15 protein-coding genes and 1 riboswitch are annotated in these 16,230 nt (G+C 67.7%); of the genes, 14 read left to right on the forward strand and 1 reads right to left on the reverse strand.

All coding sequences use genetic code 11. The features are described 5' to 3' along the window. The first annotated feature begins 206 nt into the window (after positions 1–206). From IHV25_RS03655 to IHV25_RS03695, 9 genes are all read left to right on the forward strand, one after another. Positions 207–2,072, forward strand: a complete 1,866-nt coding sequence (locus tag IHV25_RS03655) for an acyltransferase family protein (protein WP_242018777.1) — start codon at positions 207–209, stop codon at positions 2,070–2,072. Positions 2,073–2,619: 547 nt separating this feature from the next. After that, the gene (locus tag IHV25_RS03660) at positions 2,620–3,699 is read left to right on the forward strand and encodes a hypothetical protein (protein ID WP_192533756.1); all 1,080 of its coding nucleotides are present in this window, start codon (positions 2,620–2,622) and stop codon (positions 3,697–3,699) included. A 255-nt stretch (positions 3,700–3,954) separates the two neighbouring features. Next, positions 3,955–4,638, forward strand: a complete 684-nt coding sequence (gene rpe / locus IHV25_RS03665; RefSeq protein ID WP_192533757.1) for a ribulose-phosphate 3-epimerase — start codon at positions 3,955–3,957, stop codon at positions 4,636–4,638. A gap of 389 nt (positions 4,639–5,027) precedes the next feature. After that, on the forward strand, positions 5,028–5,399 hold the full coding sequence (locus tag IHV25_RS03670; protein WP_192533758.1) for an ArsR/SmtB family transcription factor: 372 nt from the start codon (positions 5,028–5,030) through the stop codon (positions 5,397–5,399). Between the two features lie 190 nt (positions 5,400–5,589). Continuing rightward, complete coding sequence (locus IHV25_RS03675; protein ID WP_192533759.1) at positions 5,590–6,756, forward strand: permease; 1,167 nt, start codon at positions 5,590–5,592, stop codon at positions 6,754–6,756. Positions 6,757–6,787: 31 nt separating this feature from the next. Continuing rightward, the gene (locus tag IHV25_RS03680) at positions 6,788–7,081 is read left to right on the forward strand and encodes a thioredoxin family protein (RefSeq protein ID WP_192533760.1); all 294 of its coding nucleotides are present in this window, start codon (positions 6,788–6,790) and stop codon (positions 7,079–7,081) included. A gap of 596 nt (positions 7,082–7,677) precedes the next feature. Further along, positions 7,678–8,742 carry a class 1 fructose-bisphosphatase gene (locus IHV25_RS03685; protein WP_192533761.1) on the forward strand — a complete coding sequence of 355 codons (1,065 nt, stop codon included), beginning with the start codon at positions 7,678–7,680 and terminating at the stop codon, positions 8,740–8,742. 660 nt (positions 8,743–9,402) lie between these two features. Beyond that, entirely contained in the window at positions 9,403–10,269 is an 867-nt protein-coding gene (locus tag IHV25_RS03690) for a phosphoribulokinase (RefSeq protein ID WP_192533762.1), read from the forward strand. A 13-nt stretch (positions 10,270–10,282) separates the two neighbouring features. Further along, the gene (locus IHV25_RS03695; protein ID WP_192533763.1) at positions 10,283–10,822 is read left to right on the forward strand and encodes a DciA family protein; all 540 of its coding nucleotides are present in this window, start codon (positions 10,283–10,285) and stop codon (positions 10,820–10,822) included. A 345-nt stretch (positions 10,823–11,167) separates the two neighbouring features. Here the strand turns inward: IHV25_RS03695 and IHV25_RS03700 are convergent, their stop codons facing one another. Further along, on the reverse strand, positions 11,168–11,551 hold the full coding sequence (locus tag IHV25_RS03700; protein WP_192533764.1) for a pyrimidine dimer DNA glycosylase/endonuclease V: 384 nt from the start codon (positions 11,549–11,551) through the stop codon (positions 11,168–11,170). A gap of 484 nt (positions 11,552–12,035) precedes the next feature. After that, positions 12,036–12,305: riboswitch (cobalamin riboswitch) on the forward strand. A gap of 95 nt (positions 12,306–12,400) precedes the next feature. Between IHV25_RS03700 and IHV25_RS03705 the strand changes: the two genes are divergently transcribed. The 5 genes from IHV25_RS03705 to cobW are packed head-to-tail and all read left to right on the forward strand — an operon-like array spanning position 12,401 to position 16,226. Further along, positions 12,401–13,069, forward strand: a complete 669-nt coding sequence (locus IHV25_RS03705; protein ID WP_192533765.1) for an energy-coupling factor ABC transporter permease — start codon at positions 12,401–12,403, stop codon at positions 13,067–13,069. Between the two features lie 2 nt (positions 13,070–13,071). Beyond that, positions 13,072–13,428, forward strand: coding sequence for an energy-coupling factor ABC transporter substrate-binding protein (locus IHV25_RS03710; protein WP_192533766.1), 357 nt, complete (start codon positions 13,072–13,074; stop codon positions 13,426–13,428). A gap of 14 nt (positions 13,429–13,442) precedes the next feature. After that, a complete protein-coding gene (cbiQ, locus tag IHV25_RS03715) occupies positions 13,443–14,201 on the forward strand; it encodes a cobalt ECF transporter T component CbiQ (RefSeq protein ID WP_192533767.1) in 759 nt (252 codons plus the stop codon). Further along, on the forward strand, positions 14,189–15,121 hold the full coding sequence (locus IHV25_RS03720) for an energy-coupling factor ABC transporter ATP-binding protein (protein ID WP_192533768.1): 933 nt from the start codon (positions 14,189–14,191) through the stop codon (positions 15,119–15,121). Before cbiQ ends, IHV25_RS03720 begins: the two co-directional genes overlap by 13 nt. A gap of 1 nt (position 15,122) precedes the next feature. Continuing rightward, positions 15,123–16,226, forward strand: a complete 1,104-nt coding sequence (cobW, locus tag IHV25_RS03725; protein WP_192533769.1) for a cobalamin biosynthesis protein CobW — start codon at positions 15,123–15,125, stop codon at positions 16,224–16,226. Positions 16,227–16,230 lie beyond the last annotated feature (4 nt).

The raw sequence follows: 16,230 nt of genomic DNA on the forward strand, positions 1-16,230 counted from the left end.
CCTCTCCTACTCCTTGATATCAGTCTTAAGTAAGGTCAGGCAGCGGGGGCCGGTTTTCTCGCTGTTTTTACGCGCATTACTTGTTATTTGCCCCCTTTTTCGGCTTGTTCCCGAGGGGTCTTGCGGATAAGTTCCCCATTTTTTATTTCCGACCATCACGAGACTGCTTGGGTGGTTCAGGGAGTATTCCGTGAGGGGAACGCGTTATGGGGCTTAACAAGTCTGGCTTTCGTTTGGATATTCAGGGATTGCGGGCTGTCGCTGTGCTCGCTGTTCTTGCGTTCCACGTTGACAAGAGCTGGCTCCCGGGTGGTTTTGCTGGGGTTGACGTTTTTTTCGTTATTTCGGGCTTCGTTGTTGCCTCCCTGATCCTCAAGGAGAGGGAAGCCGGCTCGTTTTCCTTTCTGAGCTTTTACATCAAAAGAATAAAGCGGATCGTTCCTGCTTGTGTTTTGATGCTTTTCGTTGTTGCCCTCGTTGTCTTTTTTCTGTTCTCACCTGACGATTTCAGGGGCTTCCGGCGTGTTCTGATCCAGGCCCTGGTTTTCAACAGTGCGCACTATTTTGCAGGGTTCCGGGATTATTTTGCTCCGGAGTCCTACGAGATTCCGCTCCTGCATACCTGGACGCTGGCGATCGAGATGCAGTTCTATCTCGCCTTGCCGTTTCTTCTGGTCCTTCTGTCCTCGCGCACCATCAAACTTGTTGTCCCCGTGTGTGTTGTGGCTCTTTTCGGGTGGGCCACGTTTCAGCTGGTGGATCATGTGGACGGTTCCCAGCGCATGTATTTCTCACTCCTTGCCCGGGTGCCCGAGTTTCTGATTGGCGTTCTGATCCCCGTTTTTCTTCGGGGGCGGAGCGTGCCGGCCCGCTGGGACACGGCGCTCGGGACACTGGGGCTTGTCCTTTTGGGGGTGAGCTTTTTCGGGCTCAGCGAGCACGATCCGTTTCCCGGGGTTGCGGCGCTCCTTCCGTGCACCGGGACGGCCCTTCTTCTGTGTACTCCGTCCGGCTTCTGGAACCGCGCCCTGTCCGCCAAAGGAATGGTCGGGATCGGGGCCCTGTCCTATTCGCTTTATCTGTGGCACTGGCCGGTTCTGTCCGTGTTCCGCTACGTTCGGATGGACTACGCCCTGCCGCTTCCGGTTTTGGCGTGCGCGCTTGCCCTGACCCTTCTGTTGTCCTGGCTGTCGTACCGTTTTGTCGAGGAGCCGTGCCGTGTTCTCGGGAACCGCCGGTTTTTCCTGATCCTTGTGCCCTTTCTTCTTGTTTTCGGCCTGTTTATCTCCGAGTCCAAGGATCTGAGCCGCCGCATGTTCGCCGCTCCGGTTCCGGACATTTCCGCGGACGGCTGGAGCCCCCTGGAGATCGAGTGTGACGATACGGTCTGTCGTGCCGGCGATCGGGCGGCCACCAGAAACCGCATTCTTGTTCTGGGCGACAGTCACGGAGAGCACTTGTGCGGCTTCCTTGATGAGGTCGGCCGCTCGGAGGGGCTTGTTTTCAATCTGTCCACGTCCCCCGGCTGTCACATGATCCCCTCGATCGGGGTCCGCCATGTGCGCGCAAGCTACCAGAGCAAGTGCTCCGAGCGCATGGACCGCGTCGCTCCGTATCTCGATGAGGCGGATACGGTTGTCCTGGCGGCACGCTGGTTCAATTACCCCGAGATCTCGGATGACCTGGAAGAGTTTTACACAGAGATGGAGCGGCGGGGAAAAACCGTTCTTGTGGTCTCGCAGGTGCCTGAGTTTCTGCAAAGCCCCGTCCGCTTCGAGCGGTTCCAGCGGCTGGGGCTTGTGGCCCCGGATGTTGAGCCCCAGAGAAACCCGATGGCGGACCAGGCCAACGAGACAATCCGAAAAACTGTGGACGGGCATCCGAACGTGGCCTTCCTGGATCTTCGGCAGAGCCCGTTTTTCTCCACGGCGCCGATGTGGCGCGGTAGTCTGGTCTATCGGGACAAGCATCACATCAACGAGTGGGGTTCCCGGCATTACGGCCTGCTGTCCCGAGCCCCGTTTGCGGAGGCTCTCGAGGCCTTGACAAACCGGTCGGCAGACAGGGAGTGAGGCGGCTGCCGGGGGATGGTTCTCCGGCGGTGTTTGCCGGAGGATGGCTTTCCGGACGATGCGTCTGCCACCGAGCCGGTGAAGCGTCTGGAGGGGGCTGGCGTGGGGAGCCCCCCGGGCGCCGGTTCCCACGCCGGACCGCGGGGTCTGGCAGCGCCGGGAGCACCCCGTTCAGGGCCCTGATCCTGCTGGCTCTCCCCGTGCCCGGCCACACACCGGGGATTCAGGCTGTTTTTTACACCGGTTCCAATGTAGTATTTTCAGGGACTGTCCTGTCTGCCGGGAGGGTCGGGCGCACCGATCCCTCCGGCGGCGACGTCAGACCCTGATCGCCCCGATCCGCGGTCCGCTTCTGCTCCCGTGGGGAGGGTGGGGTGCCCCTGGCCGTCACAGGCTCGGGTCCGCCCGTGGCCGGGAGCGGTGTGGCGTCCCGGTCCCCGGGGAGCGGTGACCTCCGGGAGACCTTCAGGGACGGAAGGCCTGTCCGGCGGGGCCGGGGTGCGGGGTAACTGATCCTGTTTTTTGAGGGTCGACTATGAGAGCACGGGTGCGTCAGTTCATTGTCGGGCTGTGTCTGGGCGCCGCGCTTGCGTGCAGCCTGCTCGCGCCGTTGGCCCTCGCCATTGGTCCGGACGATCCCCTGACCGCCGCCACCGTCAAGAAAATGTGCCGCAGCCATCCCCCCTCCCGGGTGGTGGCCCGCCTTCTTGAGACCCCGGAAAAAACCTGGCAGCCGCTGCTGGAGCAGGTCGCGGAGGGAAAACCCGAGTGGCTGGAGATCTGCACCTGTCTGTCGGCAGGCGGCGCCCTGAGCCGAAGTGCCCGGGCGTCCGAGGAACTGGAAATCGCCCTGGCGTCGGCTCTGCCCCGGAACCCGTGTGCGGTTCTGATGCTGGAGCGCCGGGGCGTGTCTCTGGCCAGGGTCTGCTCGGTTCCCTTTCTGGTTTCGGATCGGGCCACCCTCGAGGCCTACCACGCCCGGGTTCAGGAGGCGCTTGCCTCGGTGGAGGCTCCGGGTCTGGCGGTGGAGCGGGACGTGTGCCGGATGCGCCTTGAGGCCGCCTGGGCACGCCTGACGGCCCCGTCCGAAGGAGCGCCGGCCCCGGGCTTCTTCCCGGATGACACGATGCCGGAGGCGTTTGTCCCGGCTGGCCCCGAGGGTGGCGGGCCGGAGGGGCGCCCGCCCGCGACAGGCGGGCAGGCGGGCGGTGGCGGGCAGGCGGACGCTCCGGGTGGGGCCGTGTCCGGGGCGCTTGCGTCCGACCCCCTTGCCCCGGATGCGGCGATCCTGGACGTGGTGGCGCCGGATGCGGCGGTCCTTGATGTGGTGGCGCCGGATCTCCGGGGGTCCGGGGACGGTGGCCCGGGCCGTGATGGTTCGGGGGGCACGGATGCGGGCGGCCGGGAGGGGCGCGGCCCCGGGGCGTCCGGGGGCGCCGGGGTCTCCCGCAATGCGGATCCCTCCGACGCCTGGTGGGGTAGGGATGCCATGGCCGCCGACGGGGACACGGCCTCGGGCCCTGTCCCGGATGAGCCCTGTGCTCCGGCTTCGGGGGCTGGCGGGGACGGACAGGCTGCCCCGGATATCGCCCCTGCGGCGCCTGGCGGGGACGGGCGCGGGCTGTGAGGGGCGGCTGCGCCGGGTGAGCCTGCCGTGTGCGGGTGGGGGGAGCTGTCTCCGGCTCCCGCGCTCCCCGGCCCTGGTCTCTCCGGTGTCCGAGAGGGCAGCCCGGGGCGGATCGCGGCACCGGCCGGCGGCCTCCAGTCCCCCGGGTGCGTCGGAACCTTTTGACTCCCGCCCCGAATCACGGCATGTGTGGAGCACACCCCTGCCGCTCCCCGGCAGGACGCCGCCTGTTTGTGTTTGAGCGAGTGCTGTTCCATGACCCTTCCCTCCGTATTGATTGCGCCTTCCCTTCTGTCTGCCGACTTTGCCAACCTGGCGTCCGAGGCAAAGGACGTGATCGGGGGCTCGGCGGACTGGCTCCATTTCGACGTGATGGACAACCACTACGTCCCGAACCTGACGGTGGGCCCCCTGGTCTGCGAGGCCCTGCGGCCGCACTCCAGCGTCCCCATCGATGTGCACCTGATGACCCGTCCGGTTGACAATCTGGTGGAGATGTTCGCAAAGGCCGGTGCCGACGTGATCAGCTTCCACCCGGAGGCCTCGGACCACGTGCACCGCACGATCCAGCTCATCCGGGACAACGGCTGCAAGGCGGGTCTGGTTCTCAACCCGGCGACCCCGCTGTCGGTCCTGGATCACGTTCTCGAGGATCTGGACATGGTGCTCATCATGTCGGTCAACCCGGGCTTCGGAGGCCAGGCGTTCCTGCCCTCCATGCTGCCCAAGATCCGCGCGCTTCGGGAGTGCATCGACGCCCGCAAGCCCGAAGTGCTGATCGAGGTGGACGGCGGCGTGAAGCCCGGAAACGCGTTCGAGCTGGGCCGGGCCGGGGCGGACGTCCTGGTGGCGGGCTCCGCGGTGTTCGGCGCGCCGGACCGGGGCGAGGCCATCCGGGCCATTCGGGACAAGGCCAACGAGGGTCGCGGCTACCGCTGAGCCGGCGGGCGCTTTGATCGCTGGACCGGCGGGCGCTTTGATCGCTGGACCGGCGTGTCTGGCTCGCGACAGGCCAGCCCGGGCCGCGGTGTGCTACTACGGATCCGGCGGCCCCGGTGGTTGCCGGGGCTGGCCCGGCTCCCGGTGGCCGGTTCCCCCGGGTGTATGTCCGGGCGTTTCGGGTTTATGGTCTCTCGCTGTGTCGGTCCGGTTGGACGTGCCTGTTTCCCGGGTGTCGGACACACGGGGGCGCGCGGCTGCCGCCCTTCGGCGCGCGGTCTGCGGGACCATCGGCACATGGTGCGCTCGCAGGGCGGTGCCCCCGGGGTGCCTGCGCTCCCCTGACGGTCAATCTTGACTTTTGTCTCCGCCTTTCGGAGTCTTCAGGCATGGAAACCCCTGCCGCAGCGAAAATCTTCGAGGCCCTGTCCTCCGGTATCCGTCTGGATCTGGTTCGGCTTCTGATCCGCCATGGTCCGGACGGTCTTGTCGCGGGGGACATCGCCCGTGAGCTGGGCATCCCGTCCAGCAACCTGTCCTTCCATCTGAGGGGGCTGGTTCACGCCGGGCTTCTTGGCGTCGAGAAGGAGGGGCGTTTCCTCCGGTATCGCGCGAACATCCCCCTCGTTCTCGAGATCGTCCGGTTTCTGACCGCCGAGTGCTGCCAGAGCGATCCCGGACGCTGCCAGGAGTTCCGGGCGGCAAGCGGCGTGCCCGGACGCCTGTTTCAGGATCCCGGGCCGGATGGCGACCCATCCTGATTTTTAATTTGATATTTCAACAATCATCATAATATTATGAGCGTCGGGCGAGGCGGGCCCCGGGCCCCCACGCGCTGTGGCTCCGGCTTTGGTTCCCGCTTTGGTTCCGGCCCGTCCGGCGGTGGGGGTGGTCCTGGCCTTGGCTCTGGCCCGTCCGGCAGTGTGAATTCGTTTTCAGAAAGGTCGTTTCATGTCTCCCGAGTGTGACACAAGCGGGGGGAGCGGCTGTTGCTGTGCCTCTCCCGCGCCCCAAAAGCCCCCTGGTCCCGAGCCGGAGGCTCCGTCCGGCCCGGATGGGCGCTGGCTTGTCCGCTACTGTCTGGCCGCCCTGGTTCTGGCCGGGCTCTGGGTCGGAGCGTATGCGCTGGCCCTTCCGGCCGCAACGTGGCTGACCGTGTCCGTTTTCGGGCTGTCCGACACGTCGGGACTGGGGGCTGCCGTTGAGTTCTTCCTGTACGACACGGTCAAGATCCTGCTTCTCCTTGTGGGCATGATCTACGTGGTTGGCTGGCTGCGGGCCTCCCTGAACGTGGAGCGCGTTCGGGACGTTCTGGCCGGGCGGGGGCGGGCCGTGGGCTACGTTGCGGGATCGGCGTTCGGGGCGGTCACGCCGTTTTGCTCCTGTTCGTCCGTGCCGCTGTTTCTCGGGTTCACCATGGCCCGCATTCCGCTGGGCATCACCATGGCCTTCCTGATCACCTCGCCGCTGATCAACGAGATTGCCGTGGTCATGCTCTGGGGCCTTCTGGGCTGGAAGTTCACCGTGGCCTATGTGGTCGTGGGCATGAGCGCCGGGATCATCGGCGGGCTGGTGATGGATGCCCTGCGGGCGGACCGCTGGCTTCAGCCGTTCATTCTTGATGCGGTGCGGTCGTCTCCTGCGGTCGCGGCCGGGGGCTCGGGACCGGAGGCGCCGGCCGGCCGGCTGGGCGTGCGTGCGCGTCATGCGTTTGCGTGGTCCGAAACCCGGATGATTTTCGGCCGGGTCTGGCGCTGGGTTCTGGTGGGTGTCGCCATCGGCGCGGCCCTTCACGGGGTGGTTCCGGAAAACTGGTTTGCGCTGCACCTGGGTGCGGACCAGTGGTGGTCGGTTCCGGCGGCCGTGGTCCTGGGCATGCCCCTGTATGCGAATGTCACGGGGACGATCCCGATTATGGAAAGCCTTCTGATGAAGGGCCTGCCGGTGGGGACGACCCTGGCGTTTTGCATGGGGACCGTTGCGGCTAGCATTCCGGAGTTTGTCATGCTCCGGCAGGTGATGACCCTCCGGCTGATCGCGGTCTTCATGGCAACGCTTCTGGTGATGTTCACGCTGGTGGGCTGGATTTTCAACGCGATCGGTCCCTGGGTTCTGTAGGGGCCGGTCACAACAGAGAAAGGCACGTGTGATGAAAATAACGGTTTACGGTCCGGGGTGTTCCCGGTGTGCGGATACGGAGCGCATGGCCCGCGAGGCAGTGGCCGAGCTCGGGGTGTCGGCGGTGGTCGAGAAGGTCTCGGACATCCAGGCCATGATGGTGATGGGTGTGCTGTCCTCCCCCGCCGTTGCCATTGACGGTCAGCTTCGGTGTCAGGGCCGGGTTCCCTCCCGCGACGACATCATGCGCTGGATCCGTGAGGGCTCGGGCGACCACGGGGCGCACTGCACCTCGCCCGGCTGCCGCTGCGGCGGAGGAGACTGAGGCACCCCCGTTCGCCGGTGGAGGGGCAGGGAGCGGGCCTCTCTCCGGGTGGACGGGTTGGGAGTTGGCCTCCCTCCGGGTGACGGGGGCGGGCGTTGGCTTCCCCTCGCCGGGTGGCAGGGGCGGGAGGCCCCGGTGGAGGGCCCCGGTGCCGCTGAGGCGGAGTGGCGAGGGGGGCCGCTTTGCCGCGGCCTTGCCCGGCTTGCCTCGGGTTGAGGGCGTGTTGGTCGGGGAGGGGGCCGCTTGCCTTTGCCCGCAGGGGCCCGGTCGCGCGAGGCCCCGAGTCCGCGCCCGGTGTCCCGGCCGGTTCCGTTTCCTTCCGGTGAGCGGTTGTGTGCCGCCGACCCTCTCCCGCCGGGCTGGAGGGCGGGGCCGCCGGGGTGGGGGTTCCGCCGGGCGCCGCTCCGTGGTTCCGGGCCGCAGGGTATCAGGATCCTGTGTGGGGCCGCTTCCGCCTGGCCGCAGGGGGCACGCGGCGGGGCGCGGTCGTTTCCCTTGACCCGGGGTGGACATTGGTGAAAGATCGCCTTGTGTTTGCCGGGAGAATCCGGTGATACAGCGGGATTTTCCACACTCTCAGGTCCGGTTTTTTCGTGATGCACACCACAGACAGAACGACGCTTGCCCAGTTCCTTATCGAAGAGACCCGCGACAGTCCGCCGGAGTGGGCGGATCTGGTCGGCCTTCTCCTGGACGTTGCCCAGGCGTGCAAGGTTATTGCGCGGCTCACGGCGCTTGGCCAGCTTGGCAACGTGCACGGCTACACCGGCGACGTGAACCCCCAGGGCGAGACCCAGGCCCGTCTTGACCAGCTCAGCCACAACGCCTTTGTCCGGGCGTGCGAGCTGACGGGGCACGTGGCGGGGCTCGCCTCCGAGGAGGAGGAGGAGGTCATTCCCGTGCGCCATCCCCGGTCGCGCGGCAGCTTCCTTCTTGCGTTCGATCCCCTGGACGGCTCGTCCAACATCGACACCAACGGCACCGTGGGCAGCCTGTTCTCGATCCTGCCCTATGACGGCAACGGCCGTGACGCGGTCGAGGCGGACTTCATGCGCCCGGGCCGCGAGCAGGTGGCCGCCGGCTACGCGCTGTATGGCCCCTCGACCATGTTCGTGCTGTCCATCGGGAACGGCGTCCACGGGTTCACGCTGGACCCGCTGTTCGGTGACTTCATCCTGACCCACCCCAACATGCGGGTTCCGGACCAGACCAACACGTTTGCCATCAACGCGTCCAACCACCGTTTCTGGGAGCTTCCGGTGCGGGCCTATGTGGACGAGCTGCTGGCCGGCCGGACGGGCCCCCGCGCCCGGGACTACAACATGCGCTGGATTGCGGCGCTTGTGGCCGACTGTCACCGGATCCTTCTCCAGGGCGGGATCTACCTGTACCCGCGTGATGCCCGTGATCCGTCGCGGGCGGGCCGCCTGCGCCTGCTGTACGAGGCCGCCCCCATTGCCTTCCTGATGGAGCAGGCCGGCGGCCGCTGCATCGCGGGGGAAACGGAGATCCTGGACGTGGTTCCGGAAACTCTCCACCAGCGGATCCCCCTGTTCTTCGGCTCCCGCGAGGAGGTGGACCGGGTCGAGGCCCTGCACCGTTCGGGCCCGCCGGGTCAGGAAAACCCGCTGTTCCACTCCCGGTCCCTGTTCCGCTCCTAGAGCGTTTGCACAGACCCGCCAGAGCAGGCGTGAGAGATCGCTGCCTGCTCCGGTTTTTTTGTGGCCGACGGGGGGGGCTGTGGGACCGGCGGCCGGCGGTTCGGGGAGGCCCGTTCCCGTTCCCCGGAGCCGTCATCCGCCGTCGCGTCCGGCGGGCGGTTCCTGTCCTCCATCCCCCCTGACGTTCTGCTGACACCTGCCGTCCGGCCGGCCCCGCGCGTGTGTTTGCCCATAACAAAAATCAATAGGTGTCCGGGTGGGGTGAGGGCGGCGCCCCGTTGCCCGCCGGGGCTGCATGCCGCTGTCACCGGGGCCGTGGCCCGCCGGGCCGAACCCGGGATTCGCGGGCGTTTCAAGGCCCTTCGCCCTGGTTTTTCCCGGCCGGTCCTGCACGTTTGCGGCGCGTGCGAGCCGGTCCGGGGCGTGGAAGGCGGGGGCAGGAGCGGAGGAAAACCGCCCGGACCCAAGAGTATGCTTGCGGGCACCCCGTTCCGGTCCGTAATATCGTCCCACGGCGACCGCTGCTTTTTCCTTCCGGCCCGGCTGCCGCGTCCGGGGAGCCGTCCGCTCCCGCGGCCTGTTCGATCGTCCTGTCCGCACGCGGATACGTCTTCTGTCCTGTCCGGGGACCGGGTTGGTCCCCCCTCATGAGGTGCGCCCATGTCTGTCAAGCATCCGATCATTGCCATTACCGGGTCTTCGGGGTCCGGCACGAGTTCGGTAACCCGCACCTTCAACGAGATTTTCCGCCGCGAGGGCGTGGGGGCGGCCATCATCGAGGGCGACAGCTTCCACCGCTACGAGCGCGCGGCCATGAAGGAGGCCATGGCCCAGGCCATCCGGGACGGCAATCCGCACTTCAGCCATTTCGGCCCCGAGGCCAACCGTCTGGAGGATCTGGAGGCCCTGTTCCGCACCTATGGCGAGACGGGCCAGGGCAAAAGCCGCAAGTACCTCCACACAGACGACGAGGGCGCGCCCTACGGCCAGAAGGCGGGCACCTTCACGCCCTGGGAGGAGCTTCCGGACTCGGATCTCATGTTCTACGAGGGGCTCCACGGGGCTGTGGTGACCGACACCGTCGATATCGCCCGCTATGTGGACCTGAAAATCGGCGTGGTGCCGGTCATCAATCTCGAGTGGATCCAGAAGCTTCACCGGGACAAGTCGGCCCGCGGCTACACCACCGAGGCCGTGACGGACACCATCTTGCGGCGCATGCAGGACTACGTTCACTACATCTGCCCCCAGTTCGCGCGCACCGATGTGAACTTCCAGCGGGTGCCGACGGTGGACACCTCCAACCCCTTTATCGCGCGCCATGTGCCCTCGCCGGACGAGAGCTACGTGGTGATCCGCTTCAAGGATCCGCGGGGCATTGATTTCCCGTACCTTCTGAACATGCTTGATGACAGCTTCATGTCCCGGGCCAACACCATCGTGGTACCCGGCGGAAAGATGGAGCTGGCCATGCAGCTGATTTTCACTCCGTTCGTGTGGCGCCTGATGGAGCGCCGCAAGCGCTAGGGGAGGCGGGAGCGTGGCGGCCAAAGACCGCAGGAGCACATCCGGGGAAAAACCCGGACGCCGGGCAGAGGAGCCCGGGCGTCGGGGGCAGGAGCGCCTTGCTGATGTGGTGGCGCGGATCGCATCGCCGGTTCTGCGCAGGCGGGGCTTTGCCAATGCCTCGCTTCTGGCGCACTGGGAGGACATCGTGGGGCCCTCCCTGTCGCGCATGGTCTGGCCCGACCGCCTGAAGGGCACCCGGGACGGAAGCGCCGGGGTGCTGCACCTGGTGGCCGCCAGCGGCAGCGTCAAGCTGGAGATCAATCACACCCTTCCCCAGATCATCGAGCGGGTGAACGGGTTCTTGGGCTATCAGGCGGTGGAACGCATTGTCACGCGGGTCGGGCGCTGTCCCCGGCCCGAGACGCCCGTTCTTCGGCGTCCGCCGCCGCCGGTTCCGCCGAGGGAGCAGACCCGGATCCAGACCCTGGTGGATCCGGTTCCCGATCCCGAACTGCGCGAGCAGCTCAAGGCGCTGGCGCTGGCTGTCTCCCGCAGGCAGACCCCGCGCTGAGGCCCCTGCCGTTTGCGTCGTCCGCCCGGTTGTGTTGTTCGCCCTCTGGCTCGGGGGCGCCCCGTCGCTCGCCCGGGGGGCGGTCCACATCCGTTCCGGTCTGGCTTTGCCTGTCTGCCAGCCTCTCCATTCTGTCCGCCCGGGTCCGTGCGGCCTGGGGTCGGACAGGCTATGCCGTTCTGCCCCGTCTCGTCTCGTCTCACACAGCCCGAACTGGCCGCCTTCCGGTGCGTTTCAGACCGTCCGGCCGTACTCCTCGCGTCCCCCCCAACCGGCCCGTCTCAACCGGTCTGATCCGGCCCGGTCCGCCCGGTGTCTGTTCAGCGGGGTGCGGGCTCGCCCCGCTCAGGTCCGGCCGCCGCCGCGCTCCGCAATGCGGGCCCGGTTCAGGGCGATGGCCTCCGGTGTCGGGGTCCAGTCCCGGCACCACTCCCCGGGGATCCCGGACAGAAGCCCGTCCGTATCCGTGAACTTGGGCGCATAGCCCCGTGCCTTCATTTCGGCCACCAGGGCGGCCTGCCTCAGGGCCAGGTAGCCCAGACGGGTGTAGAAGAAGCGCACATGCCCCGTGCCAAGGGTGTACTCCCGCGGGTTTCGCCGGTCGTCGGGCCGTTCGCCCCGGGCGATCGCGGCCCTCGCCAGGGTGAAGACCCGGGGGAGCTCCCGGTACTCGGCCACAAGGTGGGGGCCGCTCAGCTCGGAGGGGGGGATGCAGTTGATGCGCGTCACTCGTCGGGTCCTGGGTCGGAGGGTGGAGAGCCGGGGGCACCGCAGCGGGCCGGCTCACAGGGGGTGTTTTCTCTTTGAGTGTTCTACCGCGCGCCGGGGGGCTTTTCCACTGCCGTTCCTCGTGCCTCGTGCTGCCGCGTCGTGCCTCACGCTGCCGCGTCGTGCCTCACGCTGCCGTGCAGTCGCGCCGGCGCTCGCCAGTGCCATAGCTTGCTTGCTGTCGAGCCGCGCGTCCGCCCCCTCCCGGTTGTCGGGAGGATGGTGTCCGCCTGGCGTCGGGTCCGATCCACCGGGGACATGGGTCTGCCATCGGGTGTGGGGGCGTCGTACCCCGGCCCAAACTCCGGTCGGGCCGGTCGGGGGAGCCCGGAACAGTCGCGCGTGCCGGTGCTCTGCGAGACAACACGGGGATTGACGGCCGCCGTCCCCATTCGATAACGTTTTACCTACCGGGTGTGCGCCGACGGCTGCCCATCCGGTGACCTTTGACCAGACGGCCTCTGGTTCTTCCGCTCCCCGGGCGTTGGGGGGCGGAGGTGAAAAGGGAATCCGGTGAGTTTTCGTCCCGGTTCCGCCCCCGCGAGTGTCTCTCCCGGGGTGTCGGACACCAGGACAGGAGCCGAATCCGGAGCTGCCCCCGCAACTGTGAGCGGAGAGCGACGGTCCACAATGCCACTGGCCCCCCGGGGCCGGGAAGGCGGACCGGACGTGACGACCCGCAAGCCAGGAGACCTGCCCGAGGCACACCCGAACCGGCTCCCGGACGCTGCCCCTGTCGTGGACAGGAGGCCTCCGGCGGGCCGCCTTGTTCCAGATCCCGTGCGGGTGAGCACGAGAAAGGGGTATTTCATGCATATTATGGAAGGCTTTCTGCCTGTCGGGCACGCGGTCGCGTGGACTGCGGTGTCCGCGCCTGTGGTGGCCTACGGGTCCTGGCGCCTGATCCGGACCGTTCGCCAGAACCCGGAACTGAAGCTGCTTCTGGCGGCCTCGGGCGCCTACGTTTTCATTCTCTCGGCCCTCAAGATCCCGTCCGTGACGGGCAGTTGCTCCCACCCGACGGGGACCGGCCTGGCCGCCTCCCTGTTCGGTCCATGGATTGCGGCGGTGCTGGGGACCATTGTCCTTCTGTTCCAGGCGCTTCTTCTGGCCCACGGAGGGCTCACGACCCTGGGCGCCAACGTGTTTTCCATGGCCATTGTGGGGCCGATCGTTGCCTGGAGCCTGTTCCGGGGCCTGAGGGGCGCGGGCGTGGCCGGAGCCGTTGCCATCTTCTTTGCCGCCGCCCTGGGTGACCTGGCCACCTATGTGGTGACCTCGTTCCAGCTGGCCGCCGCCTTCCCCGACCCGGTCTCGGGCTTCTGGGGGGCGTCTGCCAAGTTCCTGTCCGTGTTTGCCCTGACCCAGATCCCGCTTGCCATCAGCGAGGGGCTTCTGACAGCCATCGTCTACAACCTTCTCCAGCGCTACAGCGGCCGGGAGATGTCGGTTCTCAAGCTCAGAATGGCGGGGGTCTGATCATGTCGACTGCACGGAAAAACGCGTGGATGTTCGCGGGCGTGATCCTTCTGGCTCTCGTTCCCCTGGTCTTGCATCACGGCTCCGGGGACGAGGAGATCTTCGGCGGAGCCGACGGTCAGGCGGGCGAGATCGCCCTTGCCCTCAATCCGGACTATGAGCCCATTGCAGAGCCGTTCTGGGAGCCGCCCTCCGGCGAGATCGAGAGCCTTCTGTTCGCCCTTCAGGCGGCACTGGGGGCGGGGCTGATCGGCTTCTATTTCGGTCGGCGCTCGGCGGAAAGCCGCCGGGATGAGGCGTCCGGCGGGGCGTCCGGCGCCGGCTCCGGCCCCGGCACCCACGCCCGCCCCCGCACCTGAGGCAGGGCACTCCCATGCGCCAGCTGGACAGCGTGGCCTGGACGGGCCGGTGGAAACGCCGGCCCGCCGCAGAGAAGCTGTGCCTGTGTCTGGGGGTCATGACCGTCTCCCTGGCGGTGGCCGGGCCGGGCGGCCAGGTTCTGATCTTCGCGCTCATGGCCCTGCTGACCGTGGGGCTGGCGGGGGTTCCCTTCTGGACCTGGCTTCGGGCGCTGCTGCTTCCCGCCGGCTTTCTGGTGCTCGGGGTGCTCACGCTTTTTGTCTCGGTCGGCTGGGCGGAGGGCGAGGCGGGCGGGGGCGTGACCCTGGCCCTGGTTCCGCCCACGGACCGGGAGGCCGCCGTCTTCGTCGGGCTGCGCTCGGCTGCCTGCGTCTCGGCGCTGGTGTTTCTGGCCCTGACCACACCGCTGCCCGCCCTCATGACCCTGCTGCGGCGTCTCGGGGTGCCGAGGGATGTGGCTGACGTGGCCCTTCTCATGTTCCGCTTCCTCTGGCTTCTGTTCCACTGCCTGGAGACTGGTCGCCGCTCCCAGACGGCCCGGCTTGGCTACGCCAGCCGGTCGCGCTGGCTGCGCTCCAGCGCCCTTCTGGCGGCGGGACTTCTGCCCAGGGCTCTGGACCGGGGGACGCGGATGGATGCGGGGCTCAGGGCCAGGGGCTATGACGGCAGCCTCGCAACCCTGTCCAGCGAGGAGCGCCCCAGCCTTCTGCGGCTTGGCGGGATTGCCGGAGGTGTTCTTGTGCTCGGAGGGGTGACAGCATGGATCGGCTAGATCCGGCGGCAGGACCGGCCCGGGAGGCCTCCGGGGCACGCCCGTCGCCCGATGCTTCCGGGGCAGGCCTGTCCCCCGGTGGGGGCGCGTGTGTTCTGGAGGCGAGGGGACTGGGCTTTGCCTACCCCGAGGCCGGGGAAGTGCTCCGCGGCGTGGATCTGAGCCTTCATGCGGGGGAGCGCCTGGTTCTGGCCGGGGCCAACGGCTCGGGCAAGACCACCCTTCTGCTTTTGCTCGCAGGGCTTCTGACCCCGCGGGAGGGTACTTTGCTTTGTGACGGACAGCCGAGGGGTCGGTCGCGTCGGGCGGTCCGGGCCTGGCACTCCCGGGTGGGGCTGGTGTTCCAGGATCCGGACGACCAGCTGTTCGCCCCAACCGTGTTCGAGGACGTGTCCTTCGGCCCCCTCAACCAGGGCTGCGATGCGGCGCTTACCCGCCAGCGGGTGGACCGGGCCCTGGCGGCGCTGGGGATTGCGGACCTGGCGGAGCGCCCGCCCCACAGCCTCAGCTTCGGGCAGAAGAAGCGGGTGTCCATCGCCGGGGTTCTGGCTATGGAGCCCGGAGTGCTTCTTCTGGACGAGCCCACCGCCGGACTGGATCCGGAAGCCTGTGAAGACCTGCTCGAGACGCTGGCAGCCCTGGCGGCGTCGGGCACGGCGGTGGTGGTGGCCACCCACACCATGGACGAGGCCTGGGCCTGGGCCGATCGCATCGCCCTGTTTGGCGGGCAGCGCATCGTGGCCTGCGGTCCGCCGGAGGCGATCTTCCGGGACCTGTCCCTTCTGGAAACGCTTCACTTGCGCGAGCCTCTTCTTTTCGGGGTGGCCCGCAGGCTGGCCGACGCGGGGCTTCTGCCTCCCGGCCACCCGCTGCCCCGCACGCAGGCGGCTCTGTTTTCCCTTTTGTCTCAAGGAACCTGACATGTCCGATCTGGATACACGGCGCATCCCCTGCAGCGTCATCACCGGCTTTCTCGGCGCGGGCAAGACGACCCTGATCCGCCACCTGCTGGAGAACGCCGGTGGCCGGCGCCTTGCTGTCATCGTCAACGAGTTCGGGGACGTGGGCATCGACGGCGATATCCTGCGCACCCCCGGCAGTGGCTCCGGGGCTGGCGCGGACGGCGGAGCCGGGGCGGGCTGCGGCATTCCCGCCTGCCAGGACCGCGAGACGGATGGCAGCATTGTGGAGCTGGCCAACGGCTGCCTGTGCTGCACGGTGGCGGACGACTTCGTCCCCGCCCTGGACCGGCTTCTCGCCCTGAGCCCGCCGGTGGATCACATCCTGATCGAGACCAGCGGTCTGGCCCTGCCCAAGCCCCTGGTCCAGGCCTTCAACTGGCCCACGGTCCGCAGCCGGGTGACGGTGGACGCGGTCCTTGCGGTGGTGGACGGCCTGGCCCTGGCGGAGGGGCGTGTGGCCACCGACCTGGAGGCCCTGGAGGCCCAGCGCCGCGGGGACAGCACCATCGATCATGACAGCCCGGTGGACGAGGTGTTCGTGGACCAGATGGCCTGTGCGGACATGGTGCTCCTGACCAAGACCGATCTTCTGGACGCTTCCGCCCGGCAGGCGGCGCAGGACCGGATCCGGCCCCACCTGGGGGGCGCGGTGCGCATTGTGCCCGTGTCCGGGGGGGTGGTGGACCCGGGTGTGCTTCTGGGCCTGGAGCGGGCGGTTGAGGACGATATCGAGGGGCGGGTGACCCTGCACGACGGCATGCTGGACCACGAGCACGATGATTTCGAGAGCCTGGTGGTGACCCTGGATCCGGTCGTGGACACGGACGATCTGGCCCGCCGGGTCGAGACCCTGTTTCACGAGGCCGGGGCCCTGCGGGTCAAGGGTCACGTGGAGGTCGCGGGCAAGCCCATGCGCTACCGGGTCCAGTCGGTGGGGCCCCGGGTGGCCAGCCACTACGACCGGCTCTGGAAAGAGGGTGAGCCGAGGGTTTCCCGGCTTGTGGTCATCGGGGAGCGGGGCCTGGACCGGGCCCGCATCGGCTCCATTCTCGGAGCGTCGTAGGCCG

Origin of the sequence: Phaeovibrio sulfidiphilus (genome assembly GCF_014861485.1) — a bacterium.
Classification (GTDB): Bacteria; Pseudomonadota; Alphaproteobacteria; order Rhodospirillales; family Rhodospirillaceae; genus Phaeovibrio; species Phaeovibrio sulfidiphilus.